Here is a 25,340-nt window from a genome sequence, read left to right on the forward strand (position 1 = left end):
GCGCGAAGCAAGTTTCGTGCGAGGCGCGAAATTTGTCCGTGAAAGCGCGTTTCATCCGCGCGCGCTGTCATCGCCTGCATCCATAAGCGCGCCGCTCCGCATCCTTCTTGAAAACAACACGCGACCCTTGCGGAGAAAATGATGCACTTCCCCCGCCCAGCCGTATTTGCCGCCTTGATCCTTGGCCTGATATGCGGCCTCGCCGCCTGCACGGCGGAGAACCATGCGCCTTCTGACACGTCTGAACAGGCCGCCGGGGAAACCTTTACCCGGGATCAGATCGCCGCCGTCATCGCCAATGGGCGCCGCATCGTCACGCCTGACGGGTTGGAGGAAACGCTGGAAATTCCGGTCGCCGAAACCAGGCAATGGATCACGGTTCGCGGGCGCGACCGCGATAACCCGGTGCTTCTGGTCATCCATGGCGGGCCGGCATCGCCGGAAATGCCGGCCAGCTGGGCGTTCCAGAACGGGTGGGAGGATTATTTCACGGTCGTTCAATGGGATCAGCGCGGGTCCGGCAAGACCTATAACGCCAACGATCCCGAAAAAATCGCCCCGACCCTGTCGCTGGACCGGATTACCGAGGACGCCGCGCTGGTCGTCGACTATCTGCGCCAGCGTTACGGCAAGGAGAAGATTTTCGTCATGGGCCATTCCTGGGGCAGCCTCGTGGGACTGAGTCTGGCCCATCGCCACCCGGACCGCCTGCACGCCTATATCGGCATGGGTCAGGTGATCAACGGGCAGGAGAACGAGCGCCTCAGCTACGCCCACGCCCTTCAGGCGGCGCGGCAGGCGGGCAACGCCGTGGCCGTGGAGGAGCTGGAGTCCCTGCTGCCTTATCCGGAACCGGACGGGACCGTGCCGTTGGAAAAGATCGATACGCAGCGCAAATGGTCGGTGCGCTATGGCGGCCTGACCTATGGCCGCGACAGCATCGACTATTATTTCCAGCTGGCGAAATTCTCGCCCGATTACACCGCCGATGACTATGCCGCGATCGGGAAAGGGTCAGCCCTGTCGCTTCCCCGCCTTTTGCCTGATCTCGCCGGGTTCAATTTCAGCGATGTCACCGCCTTTGATTGCCCGGTCATCCTGTTTGAAGGACGGCACGATTACACCACGCCGTCCGTGATCGCGGCGGAGTGGCTGGAGCGGGTGGACGCCCCGGCCACGAAGCTGATCTGGTTCGAGAATTCGGCGCACATGATGATGCTGGAGGAGCCGGGCCGCGTCCTCGTCCATCTGGTGAACGACGTGCGGCCGCTGGCGGATTCGCAGCTTTAGGCGGCGGGCAGGCGGCGCGCCTTGCGGCGGATCAGGAACGACCAGACCAGCATCAGGGCGCCGGTGATCAGCGTTACCGCCGCCGGCGATTCATGGCCCAGCAGCGCCGCGCCAAGGAAGGCGGTCAGGGAGATCAATATGGCCAGCGAGACATACCAGCGCGTGCGCTGCAGCCAGGCATGGGGCAGGAAATGCGCGCCCAGAACCGCCGCCCACACCGCCGGAGAATAGCTTGGCTCCACGAACCACATGATCAGCGGCGCCGGCAGGCCCAGCACCAGCACCAGCGAAAGCGCGGCCGCCAGTAGCGGAAACGGGTTGGAGGTCGAGGGCGCGGGAAGGTTCAGCGCGGCCTGCATGACGAAGGCGAGCGGCATGGTCACCGCGCCGGTGAAAATCAGCGCCAGCGCCGGCCAGCGCACATCCACGCCCGCGGCATTCGTCCAAAGGAAAACGCCGCCCATGATCAGCCATGCGACGGCGTTTACAAATACGAACGGGAACCCGCCCAGCGAGCCCCGGACGAAACCGGTTCGTGCGTCTTCGAGATCAATCCCCATAAGGGACGATTGTTACGCGGCTTTGGCCGCTTCCTGCAAGACCAGCAGGTATTCCAGACGGTCCTGAGCGGTTTCGCGCTGTTTGTCCGTGTCGGCGTCGGCCGCATCCTCACGGGCGTTCTGGATCGCCTGCGCGATTTCGTCGGCGTTCAGCTCGCTGGCCACCGCCGCCTCTTCCGCCAGCACGGTCAGACCTTCCGGGGTGACTTCGGCGAAGCCGCCGCGGATCACGATCTTCGTTTCGTCGGACCCTTCAATCACGGTCAGCCAGCCCGGACGGATGGTGGACATCAGCGGCGCGTGTTCGGGCAGGACGCCGAAATCGCCCTCCGTGCCCGGAACCACAACCTGGTCCACCTCGCCCGAAACGACTTCGCGCTCCGGCGTCACAAGAGAAAAGTGAAGCTTGTCGGCCATTAATTTTGTCCTGTCTGGAAGTCTAACGACGCATCGATAGCTTGCTTCGTATCATCAGTGCAGGAGACCCCATTATTGGCTGGAATTGCCTGTCCCAACCCGTGCAACGCGCCCAGGATCGCCATCCGCCGGTTAGGCCAGCCCATGTCCCGGCGAAAATAAGCCATCATCGGGAGAAAATTACGGGCCTGCCAATCCAAACCACATATCTCGCCAACGCCAGAGGTCATGCCGCGTGACACGACAAATGCGGCGACCTCGTCAGGCACCGGCGGGTTTCGCAACTCTTCCCGAGTGGCTGGCGCGCACGCGGTCTCACCACACATCAACTTATCCATATTCTCTAGAACCATCGAGCGGTAATCGACGGCCAGCGAAAGCAATTGCTGATCTGTGTTCTGCTGCGCGGAGACCGGAGTGGTAATCGCAACCACTCCAATCAGCGCGAGCAGGAAGCGAAACATCTTACGCCGCTTCCGCAGCCAGCTTCTCGGCCTTCTTCACGGCGTCTTCGATGGTGCCGACCATGTAGAACGCCTGCTCCGGCAGGTGGTCGTAGTCGCCGTTCACAAGGCCCTTGAAGCCTTTGACGGTGTCCTTGATGTCGACCAGCAGGCCCGGCGAGCCGGTGAAGACTTCGGCCACGTGGAACGGCTGCGACAGGAAGCGTTCGATCTTCCGGGCGCGCGCCACGGTCAGCTTGTCCTCTTCTGACAGCTCGTCCATGCCCAGAATGGCGATGATGTCCTGCAGTTCCTTGTAGCGCTGCAGCATCTCCTGAACTTCGCGGGCCACCTGATAGTGTTCCTCGCCGACGATGCGCGGCTCCAGGATGCGCGAGGTGGAGTCCAGCGGGTCCACGGCCGGGTAGATGGCCTTCTCGGCGATGGAGCGCGACAGAACGGTCGTCGCGTCAAGATGGGCGAAGGAAGTCGCCGGGGCCGGGTCGGTCAGGTCGTCAGCCGGCACATAGATGGCCTGCACGGACGTGATCGAGCCCTTGTTGGTGGAGGTAATACGCTCCTGCAGGCCGCCCATGTCGGTGGCCAGCGTCGGCTGGTAGCCCACCGCGGACGGGATGCGGCCCAGCAGGGCCGACACTTCGGCGCCCGCCTGGGTGAAGCGGAAGATGTTGTCGACGAAGAACAGAACGTCCTTGCCTTCCTGGTCGCGGAAATATTCCGCCTGGGCCAGGCCGGTCAGGGCGACGCGCGCGCGCGCGCCCGGCGGCTCGTTCATCTGGCCGTAGACCAGCGTGGCGCGGGATTCGCCGCCGCCGCCCATCTCGTTCACCTTCGACTCGATCATCTCGTGATACAGGTCGTTGCCCTCGCGGGTCCGCTCGCCAACGCCGGCGAACACGGAGTAACCGCCATAGGCCTTGGCGATATTGTTGATCAGTTCCTGGATCAGCACGGTCTTGCCAACGCCGGCGCCGCCAAACAGGCCGATCTTGCCGCCTTTGGCGTAGGGGCAGAGCAGGTCAACGACCTTGATGCCCGTGGCCAGCATTTCCGCTTCGGTCGATTGCTCGTCGAATTCCGGCGCGGCGCGGTGAATCGGGGCCGAATGCTCGGTCTCGATCGGGCCGGCTTCGTCCACCGGCTCGCCGATAACGTTCATGATGCGGCCGAGCGTCGCCGGGCCGACCGGCACGCGGATCGGCTCGCCCGTGTCGGTCACGGGCTGACCGCGGACCATGCCTTCCGTGGCGTCCATCGCGATGGTGCGAACCGTGTTCTCGCCCAGATGCTGCGCGACCTCGAGGACAAGGCGGTTGCCCTTGTTCTCGGTCTCAAGCGCGTTCTGGATATCGGGAAGGTGATCGTCGAATTCGACGTCCACAACGGCGCCGATCACCTGGGAAATGCGTCCGGTTTGCTTGGTGCTCATTGCTCTTCGCTCTCTTGCTCGGTCCCATCCGCATCGTCGGCGGGGCCTTCATTCTGTTCCGTTTCAGCTTCAGCCGGAGCATCCGCGGCGGGCTCTTGCTCCGCTGCTTCGCTCAATTCTTCCTGCGCCTCGGCGGCCGCTTCGGCAGCCAGCGCGTCTTCCAGTTGCGCGGCCAGTTCGGCGTTCTCTTCGCACTCGAACGCTTCGCCCGCCACACGCACGCGCACCGTCCCGGCCGGGACGTGCAGCATCTTCGACTTGGCGGCGCTCAGATCGGCCGCGATCCAGGCCGGGCCCGTGACCTCGCCGGTCAGCACGCCGTCCTCGTCCGCCAGCGCCGCGTCCGCCTCGCTCCAGACCCGCAGATTGCGCACGCCGTCGCGCAGTTCCTGAACCTTCAGGCCGGACGACGAAACCTCGCGTCCCCAGACCATCGGCTCGAGCTGCTCGACACCGCAGGCCGCCGTCTCGGCCGTGAACGCAGCTGCGTTCGCCGCGCCATCGGCTTCGTCCGCGCCTTGCGAACACGCCGCCAGCACGCCCATCGCCGCGGCGGGGATGAGGAAACGCAGACGCATGATCTACAGCGCCTCCGCGCCGGAGATGATCTCGATCAGCTCCGTCGTGATCTTGGCCTGACGCGAACGGTTATAGTCCATCGTCAGATCGTCGATCAGCTCGCCGGCGTTGCGCGTGGCGTTGTCCATGGCGCTCATCCGCGCGCCCTGTTCGCCCGCCGCGTTCTCCAGCAGCGTGAAGAATATCTGGCTGTTGATATAGCGCGGCAGCAGCTCTTCCAGGATCTCTTCCTGGCCGGGCTCATAGATATAGACCGCGCCCTTCAGGTCCGGCGCTTCGGCGGCTTCGTCATCGCTCAGCGACTCCGCCGCCGGGATGATCGTCTTGCCGGTCGGGACCTGCGTCAGCACGTTCTTGAACTCGGCGAAGAACATGGTGGCGACATCGAACTCGCCCGCCTCGAACATGTCCGTGATCTTCTTGCCAAGATCGATGGCGATTCCCGCATCGATCTCTTTCTTGTCGCGCAGCGAGATTTTCTCGACGATCAGGTCGCCATACAGGCGGCGCAGCTGGTCCGCGCCCTTGCGCCCGATGGTCATGATCTTGACCGTCTTGCCCTCGCGCTGCAGCTCCACAATCCGCTCGCGCGCCTTGCGCACGATATTGGTGTTGAAGCCGCCGCACAGGCCCCGGTCCGCCGTCATCACTATCAGAAGATGGGTTTCCGACTGCCCGGTGCCGATCAGCAGCTCCGGCGCGCCCGGCTGGCCCGCCATGGACGCGGACAGGTTCGCCACCACGCGCGCCATATTCTTGGAATACGGGCGCGCGGCTTCGGCGGCGTCCTGCGCTTTGCGCAGCTTCGCCGCGGCCACCATCTGCATCGCTTTCGTGATCTTCTGCGTGGATTTCACGCTGGAGATCCGATTGCGTAGGTCCTTGAGACTCGCCATGAGCTAAGCCTTCTCTCCTGACCGCTTTCGCGCGTTTGTTAGACCGCGAACCCTTTGGCGAAACTGTCCACCGCCTCTTTCAGGCGGCCTTCCAGTTCATCGGAAAGCTTCTTCTCGTCGCGGATCGCGTCGAGCAGGTCTTTCTTCTCGCCATTCAGATAGTGCAGCAGCTCGGTCTCGAACCGGCGCACGGCGGATGTCGGGATATCGTCGAGATAACCGTTCGTGCCGGCATAGATCACGCAGACCTGTTCTTCCATGCGAAGCGGGGAGAACTGGTCCTGCTTCAGAAGCTCGGTCAGGCGGTCGCCGCGGTTCAGCAGACGCTGCGTGGAGGCGTCGAGGTCCGAACCGAACTTCGCGAACGCCGCCATCTCGCGGTACTGGGCCAGCTCGCCCTTGATCTTGCCCGCAACCTGTTTCATCGCCTTCACCTGCGCGGCGGAACCCACGCGGGAGACCGACAGACCGACATTAATGGCCGGGCGGATGCCCTGATAGAACAGGTCGGTTTCCAGGAAGACCTGGCCGTCGGTGATCGAGATCACGTTGGTTGGAATATAGGCCGACACGTCATTGGCCTGGGTCTCGACAATCGGCAGCGCCGTCAGCGAGCCCGAACCATGGTCCTCGTTCAGCTTCGCCGCGCGCTCCAGCAGGCGGGAGTGAAGATAGAACACGTCGCCCGGATAGGCTTCGCGGCCCGGCGGGCGGCGAAGCAGCAGCGACATCTGGCGATAGGCGACAGCCTGTTTGGACAGGTCGTCATAGATGACCAGGCCGTGCATGCCGTTATCGCGGAAGAATTCGCCCATCGTGCAGCCGGTGTACGGCGCAAGATATTGCAGCGGCGCCGGCTCGGAGGCCGTCGCGGTGACGATGATGGAATATTCCAGCGCGCCGCGCTCTTCCAGGTTCTTCACGAGCTGGGCGACGGAGGAGCGCTTCTGGCCGACCGCGACATAGACGCAGTACAGCTTCTGGCTCTCGTCATCGCCGTCGTTCAGCGGCTTCTGGTTCAGCATGGCGTCGATGCAGACGGCGGTCTTGCCGGTCTGGCGGTCGCCAATGATCAGCTCGCGCTGGCCGCGGCCGATCGGGATCATGGAGTCGATGGCCTTGATGCCGGTCTGCATCGGCTCGTGCACGGATTTACGCGGGATGATGCCCGGCGCCTTCACGTCCACCTGCTTGCGCTCGACCTCGCCCTCGATCGGGCCCTTGCCGTCCACCGGTTCGCCCAGCGCGTTGACGACGCGGCCCAGCAGGCCCTTGCCCACCGGCACGTCGACGATCTCGCCAAGGCGTTTGACGGTGTCGCCTTCCTTGATGCCGCGGTCGTCGCCGAAAATAACGACGCCGACATTGTCGCGTTCCAGGTTCAGGGCCATGCCCTTGATGCCGTTTTCGAACTCGACCATCTCGCCGGCCATCACTTCGGCCAGGCCGTAGATGCGGGCGATGCCGTCACCGACAGAGAGCACCTGGCCGACTTCGGCGACCTCGGCCTCTTCGCCGAAATTCTGGATCTGGGTCTTCAGGATCGCGGAAATCTCCGCGGCGCGAATGTCCATGTCTCTCACGCCTCTTTCATTGTTGCGCGCAGTCTCTCCAGACGGGTCCGGAGAGAGGAATCGAATAGTCGGGATCCAACCTTGATCTTAAGGCCGGCAATCAGTGCGGGATCGACCTTCGCGTCGATCTCCACGTCACGCCCCAGCGCCGTCTTGAGCGAAGCGCGGACAGCGTCCAGCTCCTTGTCGCTCAACGCTTCGGCGGAAGTCACTTTCGCCCGGGTCGCGCCGCGTTCTTTCGCGGACAGCGCCTCGAAGGCGTAAATCATGTCCATCAGGGCGCCGGCGCGCCGGTTCTCGGCCACCATGCCCAGGAACTTACGGGTCAACCCCTGGAAGCCGGCCTTGTCGGCCAGCGCCGTCATGGCGGACGCCTTGTCTTCTGCGTCGACAAGCGGGCTGTTGACCGCGCGCCGCAGATCCGCGCTTTCGCGCAGCATGGATTTCAGGCTTGCGAGGTCGGCTTCGACTGCCTCGGCCGCCTTGGCCTCGGTCGCCAGCTCGAAGAGCGCTTCTGCGTAGCGCTCCGCCGCCTCGTTCACGATTGCGTGTTCGTCATTCACTACAATGTGCGCTTTCGTAGACGTTTTTCGCCTGTCCCGTCCGGGACAAAAGGAAATCGGGAATTACGTTGCTGATACTGCAACCACAAGGGGTCTCAGCGGACTTATCCGCCAGCCCGGCGGGCTGATAGCATGGCCCCTTGTGACCGGCAAGCGGGCGATGGCGCCCTGTAACAGACGCCGTCCGCCCCGCGCCTCTATTCTGCCGCCGCCTTGCCTTTCCGCCGCGCCCGCGACGCCAGCACGTTCAGCACTTCCACGGTCAGCGAGAAGGCAATCGCAAAGTAGAGATAGCCGCGCGGAATATGGAAGCCCAGCCCGTCGGCCACAAGCGCCACGCCCACCAGCAGGATAAAGGCCAGAGCCAGCATCTTCGTCGTCGGGTGCTTTTCCAGGAAACTGCTGATCGCCTTGGCGGAGAACACCATCACCGCCGTCGACAGCACAATGGCCACGATCATCACGCCAAGCCGCACGCCCGACCCTTCGTCGCCGCCCAGCTCCGAGGTCATGCCCAGCGCGGTCAGCACCGAATCCAGAGAGAACACGACATTGATGAAGGTCATCTGCATGACCACCGTCCAGAACGCCGATTTCTTTTTCGCCGCGCCGTGGCCGTGCTGGCCTTCCAGATTGTCGTGAATCTCGTCGGTGCCCTTCCACAACAGGAACAGGCCGCCAAACAGCAGGATCAGATCCTCCAGCGTCACCTGCACGAAGCTTTCGGGGTGGGAGTCGCCGCCCATGAAGTGCAGGAATTCCGGCATTTCAAACAGGGTCGCGTGGGAAAGCGAGGCCAGCCACACCAGTCCGAACAGCAGGACAATCCGCATCGCCGCGCCGGAATAGATGCCCAGATCCCGCGCCTTGGCCTGCTGGCCGTCCTTCACCCGCGTCGCGGCGACGGAGACGAAGACGACATTGTCTATGCCAAGGATGATTTCGAGAAATGTCAGCGTGAGCAGGCTCAGCCAGACTTCCGGTGACGCAATCCATTCCATCGGCTTTTACTCCCGCCCGAACGCAACTCTGACTTTCATCAAATGATTCTTTACTTCTCTAGCGCATTTTCTGTCACATTCGGACGGGGAAACATGAAAATTTCAGACGTTTTCACAGGCGGGCGGAACGCCATGCGCCTTGTTCTAATGGGGTCCGCGCTGGTCATTACCGTGGCCGCGGTCGGGGTCGCGGCCTTTGGCATGAACCGTCTTGTGGACGATCTTCAGGATGCCGCCGAACACCAGGCCAAGCTTTCGCAGGTCCAGCGGCAAGTCATGGCGCTGTCCTACGGCATGACCGACGCGGTGGAGCGCGCCGTCGAGGGCGACCGCGCCGCCATTGACCGCCATGACCAGCTCAGCCGGGAGCTGGACGACACCCTGACCGAACTTCTTTCCCTGTCGGTGGACGAGACCGGCGCGCGGATCGAACAGAGCCTGAACGCGGAACGCGAAGCCTATCTGGCGCTGGAAGACGTGGCCGTCGCCTTCGCGCGGCGCGGCGACTATACGCGCGCCGAGGAAATGTTGAGCGGCGAGTATCGCGACCTGAAACTGGTCTATACGAACCGTCTGGACGAGGCGCTGGATTACGCCGCCAGCATCATGGATCTGGAGCTTCAGCGCGCGCGGTCGACCGCCACCTGGCTGACCGCCATTGGCGGCATTGTTCTGATTGTCATCGCCATTCTATGGGGCCTGGTCGCCTATGACGCCCACGCCCAGCACCGCAAGTTGCTGATCGCCCGCCGCGCCCTGCAATCCCACAATGAACGCCTGGAGCGCGCCGTCGCCGAACGCACCGCCGATCTGGAATCGGCCAAGGAGCGCGCAGAACAGGCCAACCGCGCCAAGTCCGAATTCCTGGCCACGATGAGCCACGAAATCCGCACGCCGCTCAACGGCGTCATCGGCATGGCCGGCGCCCTGAAGCGCACCCAGCTGGAAGACAGCCAGCACAAGATGATCGAGGTGGTCGAAAATAGCGGGCAGACCCTGCTGGCCATTCTCAATGACGTGCTGGACCTGTCGCGCATCGAATCCGGGCAGGTGGAGCTGGAGGAAGCGCCGTTCGAGGTCGACGAGATCGCCTCCGCCGCATCCGCTCTCTTCACGCCTCTGGCGCAGGAAAAGAATCTGGAATTCGCCATCACCGTCACCCCGGCCGCCCGCGGCATGTGGGTGGGCGATTCGCTGCGCCTGCGTCAGGTCCTCCACAATCTTCTGTCCAACGCCATGAAATTCACGTCGGAGGGCTCGGTCACCGGTCGCATCTCCACCTCCGGCGGTCACATGGTCGTGGAAGTGGCCGACACCGGTATCGGCATCAGCCAGGACCGGCAGGACGCGATTTTCGAACGCTTCACCCAGGCCGACAACTCCACCACCCGCAAATATGGCGGCACGGGTCTTGGCCTCGCCATTACCCGCAAGATCGCCAAGCTGATGGGCGGCGACGTCCAGCTTGAATCGGAAGAAGGCAAGGGCTCCACCTTCCGCGCGCGGCTGAAACTCAAGCGGGCCGAGCGCACGGCCGACCCGAAAGCCGCGCAGGCCGCCTGAACTCAGACGAAACTGTAAGGGTCGATATCGACCTGCACGCGGATCGAAGGCGGGATTTTCACCCGCGTCCGCCACGCCGCAATATAGGCCGACAGATCAATCCCCGGATCGGCGCGCGCCAGAATGCGCCGCCGCCAGCGCCCGCGTATCACCGCGATGGGCGGCTCGGCCGGGCCGAAAATCTCCACCCCGTCCGTCACCGGCGCCGCCGCCGCCATGCGCCGCGACCACTGGTCCAGCTTCTCCTGATCCGGTCCCGACAGCACGATCGCGGCCAGCCGGCCGTATGGCGGCAACCCGTAAGCCTGCCGGGCTTCCAGCTCCGCATCGATGAACGCGTTGCGGTCGCCCGCAATCAGCGCCTGAATCGCCTCGTGCTCTGGCGCATAGGACTGGATCAGCGCCCGCCCCGGACGCGCCGCGCGCCCCGCGCGCCCTGCCACCTGCACCAGCAATTGATAGGTGCGCTCCGCGGCGCGCAAATCGCCGCCCTTCAGCCCCAGATCGGCATCGATCACGCCGACCAGCGTCAGATTCGGGAAATTATGCCCTTTCGCGGCGATCTGGGTGCCGACCAGAATATCGATCTCGCCCGCCTCCATCCGGCTGACCAGCCGCCGCACCTCGCCCGGCGCCTGCGCGCTGTCGGACGAAAACGTCTCCACCCGCGCCTCCGGGAAGCGCGCCTTCGCCTCTTCCTCGATGCGCTCCACGCCCGGCCCCACCGGGCGCAGCGTGTCTTCGGCCCCGCATTCCGGGCAGGTTTTCGGCTTGGGCATGGAAAACCCGGTCAGATGACAGACCAGCCTTCCCGTATAGCGGTGCTCGACCAGCCATGAATCGGTCTCGGGCGAGGTCATGCGATGGCCGCAGGCCTGGCAGATGACCAGCGGCGCATAGCCCCGCCGGTTCAGGAACAGCAGGCTCTGCTCGCCCCGCTCCAACGTCTCGGCCACCGCCTTGACCAGAGCCGGCGACAGCCAGTGGTCGCGCTCGGGCGGCTGCTCGCGCAGATTGATCGCCTCGGTTTGAGGCAGCGTCGCCGCGCCGGGCCGGGACGGCAGCTGCACATGCGCGTACCGCCCCCGCCGCGCGTTCACCAGCGTCTCCAGAGACGGCGTGGCGGACGCCAGAATGGCCGACGCGCCCGCGAATTTCGCCCGCGCCACCGCCAGGTCGCGGGCGTTATAGACCACCCCGTCATCCTGCTTGTAGGAGCCGTCATGCTCCTCATCGACCACGATCGCCTTGAGGTCGGTGAAGGGCAGGAACAGCGCCGAACGCGCGCCCAGAACGATCCGCGCCCGTCCCTTGGCCACTTCCCGCCAGACCCGCCGCCGCTCCACCTGGCTGACATCGGAATGCCAGACGGCCGGCGCAGCCCCGAACCGCTCCGCGAAGCGGCGCGTCACCGCCTGTGTCAGCGCGATTTCCGGCAACAGGACCAGGCATTGCGCGCTGTCGCTGCGGCGCAGCGCCTCGGCAATCGCCTCGAAATAGACTTCCGTCTTGCCTGATCCGGTCACACCGTCCAGCAGCACCGGGGCGTAGGCGTCCCGTTTCACCAGAGACACCAGCTCGTCCGCCGCGCGCTTCTGCCCGTCTGTCAGATTCATGCCGGCGCGGTCGGGATCGGGAATATCGAAGGGCGGATCCAGCCGCCGTTTGACCCGGCGCAGCGCCCCCGCCTTCTCCAGCCCCGTCACCACGCCCGAACTCACCCCGGCGCGCCGGGCCAGATCGGCCGCCGTTCCCGCGTCCGCCGCCGCCTCGGCCAGCACGGCGGCGCGCGCTTCGGTGGCGCGGGGCGGCGTCCGGCCCGTCGGTTCGAACACGTCCTGCGTGCGCGGCTCTCCGGCCGAATCGCGATGGCGCAGCGCCATGCGCAGGAAAAACCCCCGGCGGATGCACGGTGTAGCGGGCCGACCAGTCCAGAAACGCCCGTAATTCATCGGTCAGCGGCGGCGCTTCCTGCCGCGATTCGACGGCCTTCAGCGCCCGTTCGCCCTCATCGGGAACCACCTCCCAGACCACGCCGCGCTGCGACCGGCCGGACAAGGGGGCGATCACCACATCGCCTGCAGTCAGGTCCATCCCTTCCGGAATCGCATAATCAAAGGGTTCTGGCAGCGGCATCGGGAAAAGTATCCGCGCTTTAAGCGGTTTTCTCCGATCGGCTTGGCGCTTCTTTAACGCCTCGTCGTTTAGGGTCGCTGTCATGAATGGTGATCTCAATACTCTTCCGCGCCCATCCGATGACGAGGCGCTGGAGCTGGTCAAGTCCGTGCTGCTGGAAAACCCGCACTGGCTGACCGAGGATTCGGAACTGAACGCGCTGGCGCGCCGGGCCGGGGGGAATGTGGTTGATCTGGAAGCCGCGCGCGTGGCCCAGATTCAGGAACGCGCCCGCCGCATGGCCGACACGCATCAGGCGATTGTGGAAACCGCCCGCGCCAATCTGGCCGTGCAGTCGCAGGTTCATGCCGTCGTGCTGACCCTGATGAGCGCCGAATCGGCCGAAGAAGCCGATGAGCGTCTCAGCTGGATGCTGCGCGGCGCGCTGGGCGTGGATTGCGCGAAAGTGCTGGTCGAGGACCTGCCCGTTTCCGATGGCGCCTCCATCATGTCCGCCGAGGCCGGCCTGATCGAATCGACCATCGGCGTCAGCCGGTGGGAGCGTCTGGGCCGCATGGGCCGCGGCGCGCGCGTCATCTTCGGCGACGACACCGACCGCCTGCGGTCCGAGGCGATCATCCGCCTGGACATCAATGGCCGCCGCGGCCTGATGGCCCTTGGCTCGCTCGATCCCGAGACTTTCCGCGAGGATAACGGCACCGAACTGCTCAATTTCCTCGCCCGCGTTCTGGAGCGCAGGCTGGGGGAATGGCTGTCGCGCTAGACCTTTCCGCGGAAGAGGCGCTGTCGCGTTTCGTCACGCATATGCGGGACGAACGCCGCCTCAGCCCGAAAACCGTCGACGCCTATCTTTCGGATCTCTCCGCCTTCTTCGCTTTTCTGCGGGATCATCTTGGCGGGCCGGTGACGCTTGGCGCGGTCGCAAGGCTGGAGGCGCGTGACGTTCGCGCCTATCTCGCCAGACGCCGCTCCGGGCCGGACCCGCTGTCCGCCCGCTCGCTTTCGCGGCAAGTCTCCTCGATCCGCGCTTTCGTGCGCTTCGCCGTGCGGCGGCTGGGCGTAAAGGCGGATGGCCTCAACGATCTCCGCACCCCGCGCTTCGCCCGGTCCAAGCCCCGCCCCGTCAGCCCCGCCGCCGCGCGGGAACTGATCGAGGCGGCCTCGGACCAGACCGTCACGCCGTGGATCGCCGCGCGCGACGCCGCCCTGATCACGCTTTTATACGGCGCGGGCCTGCGCATATCGGAGGCCCTGTCCCTGACCGGCGCGGACCTGCCCCTGGGCGAGGCGATCCGCGTCACCGGCAAGGGCGGCAAGGCGCGCGTCGTGCCGGTCCTGAAGGCCGCCCGCGACGCCGTGGCGGACTATGAAAATAAATGTCCCTATGCGCTGGATGGCGAGCAGCCCGTATTCCGCGGCGCCCGCGGCGGGCCCTTGAACCCGCGTCAGGCCCAGCGCCTGATGCAAAACCTGCGCGGCCAGCTGGGCCTGCCGGACAGCGCCACCCCGCACGCCCTGCGCCACGCCTTCGCCACCCACCTTCTGGCCGGCGGCGGCGATCTCCGCACCATTCAGGAATTGCTGGGCCATGCCAGCCTGTCGACCACGCAAGTCTATGCGGAAATTGACGCGGCGGGCCTGATGTCGGTCTATGACCGCGCTCATCCGCGCGCGCGGAAAGCCTGACGCAGCCATCGCCTCTTGGCGAAATGCGCTTTCCTCCTCTAAAGAGGGCGCACAGGGGACATGACTTTTAAGACTTGGACTGTTTGCCAATGACCACGCTACGCATGGCTTTCGCCGCATTTTTGCTTTCCGCCGGCTCCGCCGCCGCGGTTCCCGTGGTTACCGACGACTGGGATTACGACCGGAATTACGACAATTTCGACGACTCCCTGTCCACCGTCGCCTGGACCGAACAGTCGGAGGGTTTGAACCGCATTCGCGTTCAGGTCCGTTGCGACGCCTTTCAGGGCCTGTCCGCCGCGGTCAGCTTCCCGCAATATATCGCCGCCGCCGCGACGCCGGTGCGCTATCGCGTCGATGACGGGGAGATCGTGACCGAGACCTGGTACGCCGCCGAGGATGACCGCGCCATGCTGGTCGCCCCGAACCCCGAAACCTTTGCCTGGCGGATGATCAAGGGCCGCCGCCTGTTCATCGAGGCGCAGAAGGATCGCGGCGATCCCATCCGCCTGACCTTCACGACCGGCGGCGCGGACGCGGAAATCTATCGCGTCATGCGCGACTGCAATGTCTATGACGACCGTCTGGTCGACGATATTCCGCTGTTCGGTGATTTTATCGGCGGCGCGCTGGACCCGAAAAAGCCGGGCGAGGAAGGCGAATACCTTCAGCGGTCTAAGGAAGAAAAGCGCCAGCAGCGCAATACGCGAACGCCGAACACGCTTTCAGACGTGTTCGGCGGCATGTTCGGTCGCGACAAGGACAAGAAGGACTAGGGCCTAGTCCTTCTTCTTTTTCTTGTCGTCCTCTTCGTCGGGATCGTCCGGCGCGGGCGGCATATAGCTCGGCGGATCGGACGCCGGGAACGTCTCGTCGAGACTTTCGTCAATCTCTTCTTCGCGGGACTTGTCGTCCTTGGGTTTCTTCGGATCACTCATGGATCGAGCCTCCTTCGGGGCGGTTTTTGTTCACCGGTTGAACGCATCGTCGCCCAAAAGGCTCCATCGGCCGCGCGCCTGTCTGCATATCACCGCAAGGAAAAAGGCCGGGCGTTTGCGCCCGGCCTTTCTTCATTCTTCCTCATCCCCCGGCGCGGGGTCGTCCCGGTCTGAACCGGGCGCCGTCGCCGTGGGCGGATCGGAGGCGGGGAAGGACTCGTCGAGCCCCTCCTCCAGCTCCTCGTCAGGCGGCATGACGTCCCTGCCCTTGCCGGACACGGGTCAGGCCGCCTTCTTCTCGTCGCGGCCGAAGCGGCCATAGAAGGTCTCGCCCTTGCCGGCCATCTCGCGCAGAAGCTCGGGAACCTCGAACGGATCGCCATATTTGGCTTCCAGCTCATCGGCCCGTTTCACGAAGGCCTCCGTTCCCACCGTATCGATGAAGCTCAGCACGCCGCCCGTGAAAGGCGCATAGCCCCAGCCGAGGATGGAGCCGACATCGGCTTCCCGCGGATCGTCCACGATGCCCTCTTCCATGGAGCGCGCCGCCTCGATGGCCTGCGAATACAGGACGCGGTCGCGGATCAGGTCCGTGGAGGGCTGTTTCTTCTCGGGCAGGACGCCGTCCTTGGCGAACTGGTCCAGCTCTTCCCAGAGACGTTTCTTGCCGCCGTCCGGATAGACATAGAAGCCCTTGCCGTTCTTGCGGCCCATGCGGTCGGCCTCATACATCACCGTCAGGATGCGCTCGGTCGGGCCGTCGGCGGCCTCCGGGCCCATATCCTTCTTGGTGGCCTGCAGCACCTTGTAGCCAAGATCGATGGCGACCTCGTCCTGAAGGGAAAGCGGCCCCACCGGCATGCCGGCCATCTTCGAGCCATTCTCGATCAGGGCCGGCAGATAGCCTTCCTCCAGCATATGCATGCCCTGCTGGATATAGCGCATGACGCAACGGTTCGCGTAGAAGCCGCGCGTATCCTCGACCACGATCGGGGTCTTCTTGATCTGGGCGACGAAATCGATGGCGACGCTGATCGCCTTGTCGCCCGTCTTCTCGCCCTTGATCAGTTCAACCAGCATCATTTTCTCGACCGGCGAGAAGAAGTGCACGCCGATGAAGCGGTCCTGATCGGCGCCGTATTCGGCCAGCGAGGAGATCGGCAGGGTCGAGGTATTGGACCCGACAATCGTGTCCGGGCCGACCGACTCGTAGATCTTCTTGATCACCGGCTCCTTGACGTCGCGCGCCTCGAAGACCGCCTCGACCACGATGTCCGCGTCCTTCAGGCCGGAATAGTCCGTGGTCGCGGTGACGCGGCCCAGGATCTCGGCCTTCTTCTCCTCGGTCATCTTCTTGCGCTCGACGCGCTTGGCCAGGTCTTTCTCGATATGCTGGTAGCCGCGGTCCGCGCCGTCCTGATCCTTGTCGATCAGGATGACCTCGATTCCGGCCTGGGCGGAGACATTGGCCACGCCCGCGCCCATGAAGCCCGCGCCGACGACGCCGATCTTCTTGATTTTTTTGGACTCCTGACCCGCCGGGCGCGCCGCGCCCTTCTCCAGCGCCTGTTTGGACAGGAAGATGGAGCGGATCATGTTGCGGCTTTCGGGCCGCATCAGCAGCTTGGCGAAATACCGGCTCTCGATCCGCAGACCGGAATCGATATCCAGCTGCAGCCCCTCATAGACGCAGGACAGGATGAAACGCTGGGCCGGGTAATTGCCCCAGGTATTCTTGCGCAGCATGGAGGCCGCGCCCATGAAAACCTGCGCGCCGGACGGATGGTATGGTCCGCCGCCCGGAACCTTGAATTTCTCCTGGTCCCACGGCGCCTTGGCGTCCGGATTGGCTTTCACCCAGTCCTTGGCCTTCTGGACGATCTGATCGCCCGGCGCGGTGTCCACCAGGCCCAGCTCGGCGGCCTTCTCCACGCGGATCTGCTTTCCCTGCAGCATCAGGTCGAAGGCGTTCATCGCGCCGACAAGGCGCGGCAGGCGCTGCGTGCCGCCGCCGCCCGGCAGGACGCCGACCATGGCTTCGGGGAGGCCGACTTTCAGCTTCGGATTGTCATTCGCGGCCACGCGGTAATGGCAGGCCAGCGTAATCTCGAACCCGCCGCCCAGCGCCAGGCCGTTGATCGCCGCGGCGATCGGCTTGCCGCAGGTCTCCAGACCGCGCAGCGTCTTGTTCAGGCGGAACGCGCTGTCGAAGATTTCCTGTTTCAGCTCGTCTTCCGACTTGGCGGCGCCGGACCCGCCAAACAGGCCGCCGCCCATTTCCCCAAGATCGGCCCCGGCGCAGAAGCCGGACGCCTTGCCGGACGTGATCACCGCGCCCTTGATGGCGTCGTCGCTGGCGATCTTTTCGGCCAGTTCGTCGATCTCGCCGATCACTTCATTGGTCAGCGTGTTCATGGACCGGCCCGGCACGTCGAACGTGACCAGCGCGATGCCGTCATTGTCGATGTCGATGGTGAAATTATTCATCTGTCTCGTCCTTTCCGCCCGTCGGGCGGTCTTTCTCAATCAGTTGCGCGCCGAAGGCGGGGGACAGCGCGATGCCGATGCCCATGCCAAGGGCCGGCCCCATCGCCACGCCCAGCGCGAGATTGTCCAACATCAAGCCAAACAGCAGGCCGAAGGACACGCCAATCGCAATGCCCACGCCGATCCCGATGGGCAGGCCGCGCTGGAAGGCGGCCTGCTGGCGTTCGCGTTGCTCGTCGTTTGTGTCTTTCCGACCCGCCATGGGGTTACACCCGCTCGATGATCGTCGCCGTGCCCATGCCGCCGCCGACGCAGAGCGTCACAAGGGCGGTTTCCTTGCCCGTGCGCTCCAGCTCATCGAGGACGGTGCCCAGGATCATCGCCCCGGTCGCGCCCAGCGGGTGGCCCATGGCGATGGCCCCGCCATTCACGTTCATCTTGTCGTGGTCGATGTCATAGGCTTGCATCAGGCGCAGGACGACAGAGGCGAACGCCTCGTTCAGCTCCCAGATATCGATGTCCTTGGCCTTCATGCCGGCCTTGTCGAGCACCTTCTGGGTCACCGTCACCGGGCCGGTCAGCATGATCGTCGGTTCGGAGCCGATGGAGGCCATCGCCTTGATCCGGGCGCGGGGCTTCAGGCCCGCCGCCTTGCCGGCGTCCTTGGACCCGACCAGCACCGCCGCGGCGCCGTCCACAATGCCCGAGGAGTTGGCCGGCGTATGGACGTAGTTGATCGCCTCGACTTCCGGGTAGCGCTGGATGGCCACGCTATCCAGGCCCGCAAATTCCGCCAGTCCCTGGAAGGACGGGTTCAGCGAGCCCAGCGACTGCATGTCGGAATCCGGGCGCATATGCTCGTCATGGTCAAGCTGGGTCAGGCCCAGCTGGTTCTTCACCGGAACGATGGAGTTCTTGAACCGGCCCTCGTCCCAGGCCTTGGCCGCGCGCTTCTGGCTCTCCACCGCATAGGCGTCCACGTCATCGCGGGAGAAGCCGTACTTGGTGGCGATCAGGTCGGCCGAGATGCCCTGCGGCACCATGTAATGGTCGAAGCTCATTTCCGGGTCGGACATCATCGCGCCGCCATCGGAGCCCATGGGCACGCGGCTCATGGATTCCACGCCGCCGCCAATGGCGAAATCCGCCTCGCCCGACATCACCTTGGCCGCCGCCATGTTGGTGGCTTCCAGGCCGGAAGCGCAGAAGCGGTTGATCTGCACGCCCGCCGTCGTCTGCGCATACTCGGCGTTGATGACCGAAGCGCGGGCGATATCGGCGCCCTGCTCGCCCACCGGCGAGACGCAGCCCAGCACGACGTCGTCCACTCTGGACGTGTCCAGCTCGTTCCGGTCGCGGATCGCTTCCAGCATCTGGGTGGACAGGGACAGCGCGGTAATCTCGTGCAGCGCGCCGTTCTTCTTCTTGCCGCGCGGCGTGCGCACGGCGTCGTAGATATAAGCCTTGGTCATGCGGAGGCCTCCAGTGTCTCGGGGGTATTGTTCTGCAAAGGCATCACGGCGGAGCTGCAGGTCGCCCGCGCGCACAGGCGGCCGCGGGAATCGAACAGTTCGGATTCGCCGAAAGCGATGGTGCGGCCCATCTGGGTCACGCGCGCCTTCACCGTGATGGGGCCCGGTTTCACGGGCCGCAGGAAATGGGTGTGCAAGTCGATGGTCGGCGCGAATTTCTCGCCGTTTGAAACGATCACCATGGCCGGCCCCATCGTGTCGTCCATCATGGCGGCCAGCATGCCGCCCTGGACGTTGCCGGTCGGGTTGGTGAAGTCCTCCCGCCCCACGAAGCTCAGCGTCAGCTCGCCCTTTTCGGCGTCGAACGACTCGAACTTCCAGCCGAGCAAATCGGCCAGCTTTGGCTTGGGCAGCTTGCGGAGGACTTCAGGGTTCACAGCGTCCTCGAAATCAGCAGTTTCATGATCTCGTTGGTGCCGCCATAGATGCGCTGGACGCGGGCGTCGCGCCACATCCGGGCGACCGGATACTCGTTCATATAGCCGTATCCGCCGTGAAGCTGCACGCATTCGTCGATGACTTCGCATTGCGTGTCCGTGACCCAGTACTTGGCCATCGACGCCGTCGCGGCGTCCAGGGTTCCTTCCAGCAGCCGTTTTGAACAGTCGTGGCAGAAGCTCTCGGCGATGGTCGCCTTGGTCTTCATCTCGGCCAGCTTGAACTGGGTGTTCTGGAACGCGATCACCGGCTTTCCGAAGGCGTGGCGCTCCTTGACGTAGGCGATGGTCTCGGCCAGCGCGCGCTTCATCATGCCCACGCCCTGAACCGCGATCTGCAGGCGCTCCTGCGGCAGCTGCTCCATCAGCTGGATGAAGCCCTGCCCCTCGACCTCGCCCAGCAGGCTGTCAGCCGGCAGGAAGCAATTATCGAAGAACAGCTCGGCCGTGTCCTGACCCTTCAGGCCGACCTTGTCGAGCATGCGCCCGCGCTTGAAGCCTTCCAGTTCGTCCGTTTCCACCAGGAAGAGCGAGGTGCCTTTCGCGCCCTCGCTCGGGTCGGTCTTGGCGACCACCACGACAAAGTTCGCCGTGCCGCCATTGGTGATGAAGGTCTTCTGGCCGTTCAGGCGATAGCCGTTGCCGTCCTTCACTGCGGTCGTCTTGATGCCCTGCAGATCGGACCCGGCGGCGGGCTCGGACATCGCGATGGCGCCGACATATTCGCCGGAGACCAGCTTGGGCAGCAGCTTTTCCTTCTGCCCGTCCGTGCCGTATTCCCAGACATAAGGCGCCACGATGGAGTTGTGCAGCGAGGCGCCCCAGCCATCGACGCCCATCTCGGCCACCGCCATGTGGAACACATAGTCATGGCGCCAGTCGCCGCCGGCGCCGCCATATTCCTCAGGACAGGCGGGGACCAGGATCCCGGCCTCGCCGGCCTTGTTCCAGACCTCGCGGTCGACCTTGCCTTCCTTCTCCCATCGCTCGCCGTTCGGCAGGACTTCCTTTTCGATGAAGCCGCGCACTGCGTCCTCGAAGATGTTCACGTCCTCCTGGTCCAGCCAGTCGGGACGGGGATTGCTCAGTACGTTCAGGGACATCAAAAGGCCTCCGCTTCCAGCGCCATGACCGGCTCCGCCCCGGCCTTCACCTTGGCCAGCAGCGTTTCGGTCTCGGGCAGCATCCGGGCCACGAAATAGCGCCCGGTCTTGAGTTTCGTGTCGTAGAAAGGATCGCCGCCGCCGGCCTTGGCCAGCGCGGTCTTGGCCATCTTCGCCCACATATAGGCCAGCGCCGTGTAGCCGAAGAGCTCCAGGAAATCGTGGCTGGCGGCCCCGGCATTGTTGAAGTCGGTCAGGCCGTTCTCCATCAGCCAGTTCACGCCTTGCGACAGCCGTTCCTTGGACGTTTTCACGCCCTCGACGAACGGGCGCATCGCCTCGTCGCCTTCATGCTCGGCGGCGAACGCGTCCAGCTCTTCCAGGAAGGTGAAGATCGGGCGGCCGCCCTCCATGGCCAGCTTGCGGCCGACCAGGTCCAGCGCCTGAACCCCGTTCGTGCCCTCATAGATCATGGAAATCCGGCTATCGCGCAGGAACTGGGCGACGCCCGTTTCCTCCACATAGCCCATGCCGCCATGCACCTGCACGGCCTGCGAGACGGAGTCGAAGCCCTTGCCGGTCAGGAAGGCTTTCACCACCGGCGTCATCAGCGCCATGTAGTCGCCGGCCTTGCGGCGGGTCTCGTCATCCTCGGCGTGTTCTTCCAGATCGCCGTAAAGCGCGACCCACAGGGCGAACGCCCGGGCGCCTTCCACGAAGGCTTTCTGATCCATCAGCATGCGGCGCACGTCCGGGTGGACGATGATGGGATCGGCCGGCTTGTCCGGGTATTTCGGGCCGGTCAGCGCGCGGCCCTGCACGCGGTCGCGGGCGAACTCGGCGGCGTTCTGATAGGCGACCTCCGCCTGCGCCAGACCCTGCAGGCCGGTGCCGATGCGCGCGCGGTTCATCATGATGAACATGACCTTCAGGCCCTTGTTCTCCTCGCCGACCAGCCAGCCCTTCGCGCCCTCATAATTCATGACGCATGTGGCGTTGCCGTGAATGCCCATCTTCTCTTCCAGGCCGCCGCAATAGACATCGTTGCGGTCGCCGAGCGAGCCGTCGTCATTGACGTGGAATTTCGGCACCACGAACAGCGAAATGCCCTTCGTGCCCTTCGGCGCGCCCTCGATCCGGGCCAGCACCAGGTGGACGATATTTTCGGCCAGGTCGTGCTCGCCGGAGGAAATCCAGATCTTCTGGCCGGTGATGGAATAGGAGCCATCGCCGTTCGGAACGGCCTTGGATTTCAGCATCCCCAGATCCGTGCCGCAGTGCGGCTCGGTCAGGTTCATCGTACCGCCCCACTGGCCGGAGACCATGTTGGGCACGTATTTCTTGATCTGCTCTTGCGTGCCCCCGGACAGCAGCGCTTCCGCCGCGCCGGCGGTCAGGCCCGGATACATGCCGAACGCCATGCAGGCGGACGAAACCATCTCGCTGACCGCGATGGACAGCACGCCCGGCAGGCCCTGCCCGCCGTGCTCGGCCGGGAAGCCCAGCCCCATCCAGCCATTCTGGCTCATCGTGTCATAGGCGTTCTTGAAGCCGTCCGGCGTCTTCACCGAATGGTCGTCGCCATTATAGGTGCAGCCCTGCGTGTCGGAGACGCGGTTCAGGGGGGCGACCACGCCTTCCGCGAACTTCGCGCCTTCGTCCAGGATCGCGTCGCGCAGATCGGACGTGGCATCGGAAAAGCCCGGAAGATTGGAATATCTGTCGAGGTCGAGGACCTCGCTCATCAGGAATTTCATTTCCTGAACGGGCGCTTTGTACATCGGCATGGCGTGTCTTCCCCTGTTAATCGCAATCGCGCCGCCGGCAGGGGCGGCCCGGCGTTTAAGAAAATTCTCTAGTTCGAGCCCATCGTGGCAAGGTCCGATTCAAGCCGCGCCTTGGCCAGCGCCTCGAATGCGCGGGCGGAGCGTTTCAGCTCCTCCGGCGGCTCCTTGTCGGCCAGCTTGGTTTCCAGCCACTCGCAACCGGCTTTCAGCTCGTCTATCGCCGCGTCGATATCCTTGCGGCGCTGTTTCAGGTCGTCGATGCGCTGTTCCAGCCGGCGATGCGCCTCGCGCATCTGGGTCTTCAGCCCCTCAAGCTGGTCGAGATCCAGCAATTCCCGGATTTCCTCTAGCGTAAACCCGACGCTCTTTCCCCGCAGGATAATGGCGAGGCGCGCCCGGTCGGCGGCCGAATAGACCCGGTTCTGGCCGGACCGCGCGGGCTTGAGAAGGCCGCGATCCTCGTAAAAGCGCAAGGCGCGCGGCGTAATGCCGAATTCGGCGGCGAGCTGGGAAATGCTATAGGTTTGGGCAGTCATCGCGGCGGAGCCTACCTAACGCTTACGTTAAGGGCAAGACCTTACCGATGCGTCATTTTGCGCCACGGCCCATTGGCTCTAGATTGCGCGCAAGCTGCCAATAACAACCTGGATGGGGAGACGCATTTGATGCGCGCCATAGCCTTTCTGACTGTCCTGACCCTGCCGCTGGCCGCCGCCGCGCAGGAGGCCGGAACGCCCTACCCGCAGTCCCGCACGGTGGACGTTGCGGACGATTATCACGGAACCAGCGTCGCCGACCCCTATCGCTGGCTGGAAGATGACGTGCGCGAGAGCGGCGACGTCGCCGCCTGGGTGCAGGCGGAGAGCGAATTCACCAACGCCTTCATGGATTCCATTGGCGGGCGCGAAGCCATCGCCGGCCGCATGACCGCGCTTTGGGATTTCGACGCCTACTCGCTGGCCGAGAAGAAGGGCGGACGCATTTTCTTCCGCAAACGCAGCGAGGGCGAGGACCAGTCCGTCCTCTACGTGATGGACGAGGCCGGCGCCGAACCGCGCGAACTGATCGACCCCAATGAGTGGTCCGATGACGGCACCATCGCGCTTGCCGAAATCAAGCCCTCCCCCGACGGCTCGCAACTGCTCTACACGATCCAGGACGGCGGAACGGACTGGCGCACGGCAAAGGTGCTGGACGTCGAAACCGGCGAGGTGATGTCCGACACGGTCGAGTGGATCAAGTTCTCCGGCCTCGACTGGGCGCCGGACGGGTCGGGCTTCTATTACAGCCGCTATCCCGCCCCGGAAGAAGGCGCGAAATTCCAGAACCTGAATTACGACCACAAGGTCTATTTCCACGAACTGGGCGACGGTCAGGCGGATGACACGCTGATCTATGACCGTCCCGAAGAACCCGATGTCAGCCTGTCGGCCGAAATCAGCGATGATGGCGAATGGATCGTCGTCACCGCCTCGAAAGGCACGGACGAGGCGTACGAGATCATGATCCGCCGCGTCGGCCAGCCCGACGCCGAATTCTTCAAGCTGTTCGGCGGGTTCAAGGACGAGTTCGCCCTAATCGGCTCGGCCAATAACCGTCTCTATTTCCGCACCAATCGCGGCGCGCCCAGGGGCAAGATCATCGCGGTCGTTCCCAATGGCGAACAGACCGTCTCCGCCGAGATTGTGCCGGAAAGCGAAAATACGCTGATTGACGCCTCGGTGGTTGGCGACAGGATCATCGCCGAATATCTGATCGATGCGAAAAGCGCCGCCCTGGTCTACGCCATGGACGGCGTCCGGGAAGGCCAGGTCGACCTGCCGGGCCTTGGCGAGGCCTCCGGCTTCAACGGCAAGTACGGCGATCCGGAAACCTTCTACGCCTTCCAGAGCTTCCGCCGCCCGGAAACCATCTACAGCTATAATGTGGAGACCGGCGAGAGCGAGGAACTGTTCGCCCCGGACCTGCCCTATGATCCGGACGATTACGTCATCGAACAGGTCTTCTACGAGTCGAAGGACGGCGCGGAGATCCCGATGTTCATCGCCCGCCGGGCCGACATCGAACTGGATGAGCCCCGCCCGGCCCTGCTCTATGGCTATGGCGGTTTCAACATCTCCTACACCTCCCGCTTCTTCCCGCAATTCCTGACATGGATGGACATGGGCGGGGTGTTCGCCAACGCGAATATTCGCGGCGGCGGGGAGTACGGCAAGGAATGGCACGACGCCGGCCGGCTGGATAACAAGCAGAACGTGTTCGACGATTTCATCGCCGCCGGCGAGTATCTGATCGCCGAAGGCATCACGACCTCCGAACAGCTCGGCGTTCATGGCCGCTCCAATGGCGGCCTGCTGGTCGGCGCGGTGGTCAATCAGCGCCCGGACCTGATGGCGGTCGGCCTGCCGACCGTGGGCGTGATGGACATGCTGCGCTTCAACCAGTTCACCGCCGGCCGCTTCTGGACCGACGATTACGGCGATCCGGGCGTCGCCGACGATTTCGAGACGCTCTACGCCTATTCGCCGTATCACAATATCGATGCGGACGCGGACTATCCGGCGATTCTGGCCACCACGGCGGACACGGACGACCGCGTCGTGCCGGGCCACACCTTCAAATATATCGCCCGGCTGCAGGCCGCTCAGGGCGGCGACATCCCGGCTGACGGCCAGCCCGTCCTCGCCCGGATCGAAACCCGCGCCGGCCACGGCTCAGGCAAGCCGAAATCCAAGCTGATCGAGGAATATTCCGACCAGCTCGCCTTCCTCGCCCACTTCACAGGGCTGGAGGTTCCGGAAACGGAGGACGCCGGCGGAGACATGGAAGAGTCGAACTAGCCTCTCCACACCACCAATCCCCTCTCCCCCTCGTGGGGAGAGGGTTAGGGTGAGGGGG

Annotated in this window: 24 protein-coding genes and 1 pseudogene; 6 read left to right on the forward strand and 19 right to left on the reverse strand. The window is 64.4% G+C overall.

Features of this window, described 5'->3' with window-relative positions; all coding sequences use genetic code 11:
* Nucleotides 1-141 precede the first annotated feature (141 nt).
* Nucleotides 142-1,290 (forward strand): alpha/beta fold hydrolase, encoded by a 1,149-nt coding sequence (locus tag L338_RS09775; protein WP_022698196.1) that lies wholly within the window; start codon nt 142-144, stop codon nt 1,288-1,290.
* Here L338_RS09775 and L338_RS09780 read toward each other — a convergent pair.
* From L338_RS09780 to L338_RS09820, 9 genes are all read right to left on the reverse strand, one after another.
* Nucleotides 1,287-1,850, reverse strand: a complete 564-nt coding sequence (locus L338_RS09780; RefSeq protein WP_022698197.1) for a DUF7010 family protein — start codon at nt 1,848-1,850, stop codon at nt 1,287-1,289. The two genes, L338_RS09775 and L338_RS09780, sit on opposite strands and share 4 nt — an antisense overlap.
* 12 nt (nt 1,851-1,862) lie before the next feature.
* Complete coding sequence (locus L338_RS09785; protein ID WP_022698198.1) at nt 1,863-2,267, reverse strand: F0F1 ATP synthase subunit epsilon; 405 nt, start codon at nt 2,265-2,267, stop codon at nt 1,863-1,865.
* Nucleotides 2,267-2,731 carry a hypothetical protein gene (locus L338_RS09790; RefSeq protein ID WP_022698199.1) on the reverse strand — a complete coding sequence of 155 codons (465 nt, stop codon included), beginning with the start codon at nt 2,729-2,731 and terminating at the stop codon, nt 2,267-2,269. The genes L338_RS09785 and L338_RS09790 overlap by 1 nt, the downstream gene beginning before the upstream one ends.
* 1 nt (nt 2,732) lies before the next feature.
* Nucleotides 2,733-4,160, reverse strand: a complete 1,428-nt coding sequence (gene atpD, locus L338_RS09795) for a F0F1 ATP synthase subunit beta (RefSeq protein WP_022698200.1) — start codon at nt 4,158-4,160, stop codon at nt 2,733-2,735.
* Nucleotides 4,157-4,738: a hypothetical protein gene (locus L338_RS09800; RefSeq protein ID WP_022698201.1), complete on the reverse strand. Its 582-nt coding sequence runs from the start codon at nt 4,736-4,738 to the stop codon at nt 4,157-4,159. The genes atpD and L338_RS09800 overlap by 4 nt, the downstream gene beginning before the upstream one ends.
* Nucleotides 4,739-4,741: 3 nt before the next feature.
* Entirely contained in the window at nt 4,742-5,635 is an 894-nt protein-coding gene (locus tag L338_RS09805; protein ID WP_022698202.1) for a F0F1 ATP synthase subunit gamma, read from the reverse strand.
* Nucleotides 5,636-5,673: 38 nt separating this feature from the next.
* Complete coding sequence (gene atpA, locus L338_RS09810; protein ID WP_022698203.1) at nt 5,674-7,209, reverse strand: F0F1 ATP synthase subunit alpha; 1,536 nt, start codon at nt 7,207-7,209, stop codon at nt 5,674-5,676.
* Nucleotides 7,210-7,214: 5 nt separating this feature from the next.
* Complete coding sequence (locus L338_RS09815; protein WP_022698204.1) at nt 7,215-7,772, reverse strand: F0F1 ATP synthase subunit delta; 558 nt, start codon at nt 7,770-7,772, stop codon at nt 7,215-7,217.
* A gap of 197 nt (nt 7,773-7,969) precedes the next feature.
* Nucleotides 7,970-8,773, reverse strand: a complete 804-nt coding sequence (locus tag L338_RS09820) for a TerC family protein (RefSeq protein WP_022698205.1) — start codon at nt 8,771-8,773, stop codon at nt 7,970-7,972.
* A 132-nt stretch (nt 8,774-8,905) separates the two neighbouring features.
* Between L338_RS09820 and L338_RS16565 the strand changes: the two genes are divergently transcribed.
* Nucleotides 8,906-10,336, forward strand: coding sequence for an ATP-binding protein (locus L338_RS16565; protein ID WP_161624622.1), 1,431 nt, complete (start codon nt 8,906-8,908; stop codon nt 10,334-10,336).
* Between the two features lie 2 nt (nt 10,337-10,338).
* Here the strand turns inward: L338_RS16565 and L338_RS09830 are convergent.
* A pseudogene (locus L338_RS09830) lies at nt 10,339-12,472 on the reverse strand (primosomal protein N').
* Nucleotides 12,473-12,554: 82 nt separating this feature from the next.
* Between L338_RS09830 and L338_RS09835 the strand changes: the two are divergent.
* The 3 genes from L338_RS09835 (at nt 12,555) to L338_RS09845 (ending at nt 14,934) form a co-directional block, all read left to right on the forward strand.
* Nucleotides 12,555-13,235, forward strand: a complete 681-nt coding sequence (locus tag L338_RS09835; RefSeq protein WP_022698207.1) for a DUF484 family protein — start codon at nt 12,555-12,557, stop codon at nt 13,233-13,235.
* Nucleotides 13,220-14,158 carry a tyrosine recombinase XerC gene (locus tag L338_RS09840; protein ID WP_022698208.1) on the forward strand — a complete coding sequence of 313 codons (939 nt, stop codon included), beginning with the start codon at nt 13,220-13,222 and terminating at the stop codon, nt 14,156-14,158. Before L338_RS09835 ends, L338_RS09840 begins: the two co-directional genes overlap by 16 nt.
* Before the next feature lie 89 nt (nt 14,159-14,247).
* Nucleotides 14,248-14,934 carry a hypothetical protein gene (locus L338_RS09845; protein WP_022698209.1) on the forward strand — a complete coding sequence of 229 codons (687 nt, stop codon included), beginning with the start codon at nt 14,248-14,250 and terminating at the stop codon, nt 14,932-14,934.
* Between the two features lie 3 nt (nt 14,935-14,937).
* Here L338_RS09845 and L338_RS17725 read toward each other — a convergent pair whose 3' ends face one another.
* From L338_RS17725 to L338_RS09880, 9 genes are all read right to left on the reverse strand, one after another.
* A complete protein-coding gene (locus tag L338_RS17725) occupies nt 14,938-15,096 on the reverse strand; it encodes a hypothetical protein (protein ID WP_022698210.1) in 159 nt (52 codons plus the stop codon).
* A 132-nt stretch (nt 15,097-15,228) separates the two neighbouring features.
* The gene (locus L338_RS17690; protein WP_022698211.1) at nt 15,229-15,375 is read right to left on the reverse strand and encodes a hypothetical protein; all 147 of its coding nucleotides are present in this window, start codon (nt 15,373-15,375) and stop codon (nt 15,229-15,231) included.
* Between the two features lie 3 nt (nt 15,376-15,378).
* Entirely contained in the window at nt 15,379-17,583 is a 2,205-nt protein-coding gene (locus L338_RS09850) for a 3-hydroxyacyl-CoA dehydrogenase NAD-binding domain-containing protein (protein ID WP_022698212.1), read from the reverse strand.
* Nucleotides 17,576-17,845 (reverse strand): hypothetical protein, encoded by a 270-nt coding sequence (locus tag L338_RS17695; protein ID WP_022698213.1) that lies wholly within the window; start codon nt 17,843-17,845, stop codon nt 17,576-17,578. The genes L338_RS09850 and L338_RS17695 overlap by 8 nt, the downstream gene beginning before the upstream one ends.
* 4 nt (nt 17,846-17,849) lie before the next feature.
* A complete protein-coding gene (locus L338_RS09860; RefSeq protein WP_022698214.1) occupies nt 17,850-19,055 on the reverse strand; it encodes an acetyl-CoA C-acetyltransferase in 1,206 nt (401 codons plus the stop codon).
* Nucleotides 19,052-19,492 carry a PaaI family thioesterase gene (locus tag L338_RS09865; RefSeq protein WP_022698215.1) on the reverse strand — a complete coding sequence of 147 codons (441 nt, stop codon included), beginning with the start codon at nt 19,490-19,492 and terminating at the stop codon, nt 19,052-19,054. The genes L338_RS09860 and L338_RS09865 overlap by 4 nt, the downstream gene beginning before the upstream one ends.
* A complete protein-coding gene (locus L338_RS09870) occupies nt 19,489-20,655 on the reverse strand; it encodes an acyl-CoA dehydrogenase family protein (protein WP_022698216.1) in 1,167 nt (388 codons plus the stop codon). The genes L338_RS09865 and L338_RS09870 overlap by 4 nt, the downstream gene beginning before the upstream one ends.
* The gene (locus L338_RS09875) at nt 20,655-22,442 is read right to left on the reverse strand and encodes an acyl-CoA dehydrogenase C-terminal domain-containing protein (protein ID WP_027068438.1); all 1,788 of its coding nucleotides are present in this window, start codon (nt 22,440-22,442) and stop codon (nt 20,655-20,657) included. Before L338_RS09875 ends, L338_RS09870 begins: the two co-directional genes overlap by 1 nt.
* A gap of 68 nt (nt 22,443-22,510) precedes the next feature.
* Nucleotides 22,511-22,978 (reverse strand): MerR family transcriptional regulator, encoded by a 468-nt coding sequence (locus L338_RS09880; protein ID WP_022698218.1) that lies wholly within the window; start codon nt 22,976-22,978, stop codon nt 22,511-22,513.
* Nucleotides 22,979-23,107: 129 nt separating this feature from the next.
* On the opposite strand from L338_RS09880, the gene L338_RS09885 reads away from it, so the two are divergent.
* Nucleotides 23,108-25,282: a prolyl oligopeptidase family serine peptidase gene (locus L338_RS09885; RefSeq protein ID WP_022698219.1), complete on the forward strand. Its 2,175-nt coding sequence runs from the start codon at nt 23,108-23,110 to the stop codon at nt 25,280-25,282.
* The last annotated feature ends 58 nt before the right edge of the window (nt 25,283-25,340 follow it).

The organism is Euryhalocaulis caribicus, from assembly GCF_000412185.1.
GTDB classification, from domain to species: Bacteria; Pseudomonadota; Alphaproteobacteria; order Caulobacterales; family Maricaulaceae; genus Euryhalocaulis; species Euryhalocaulis caribicus.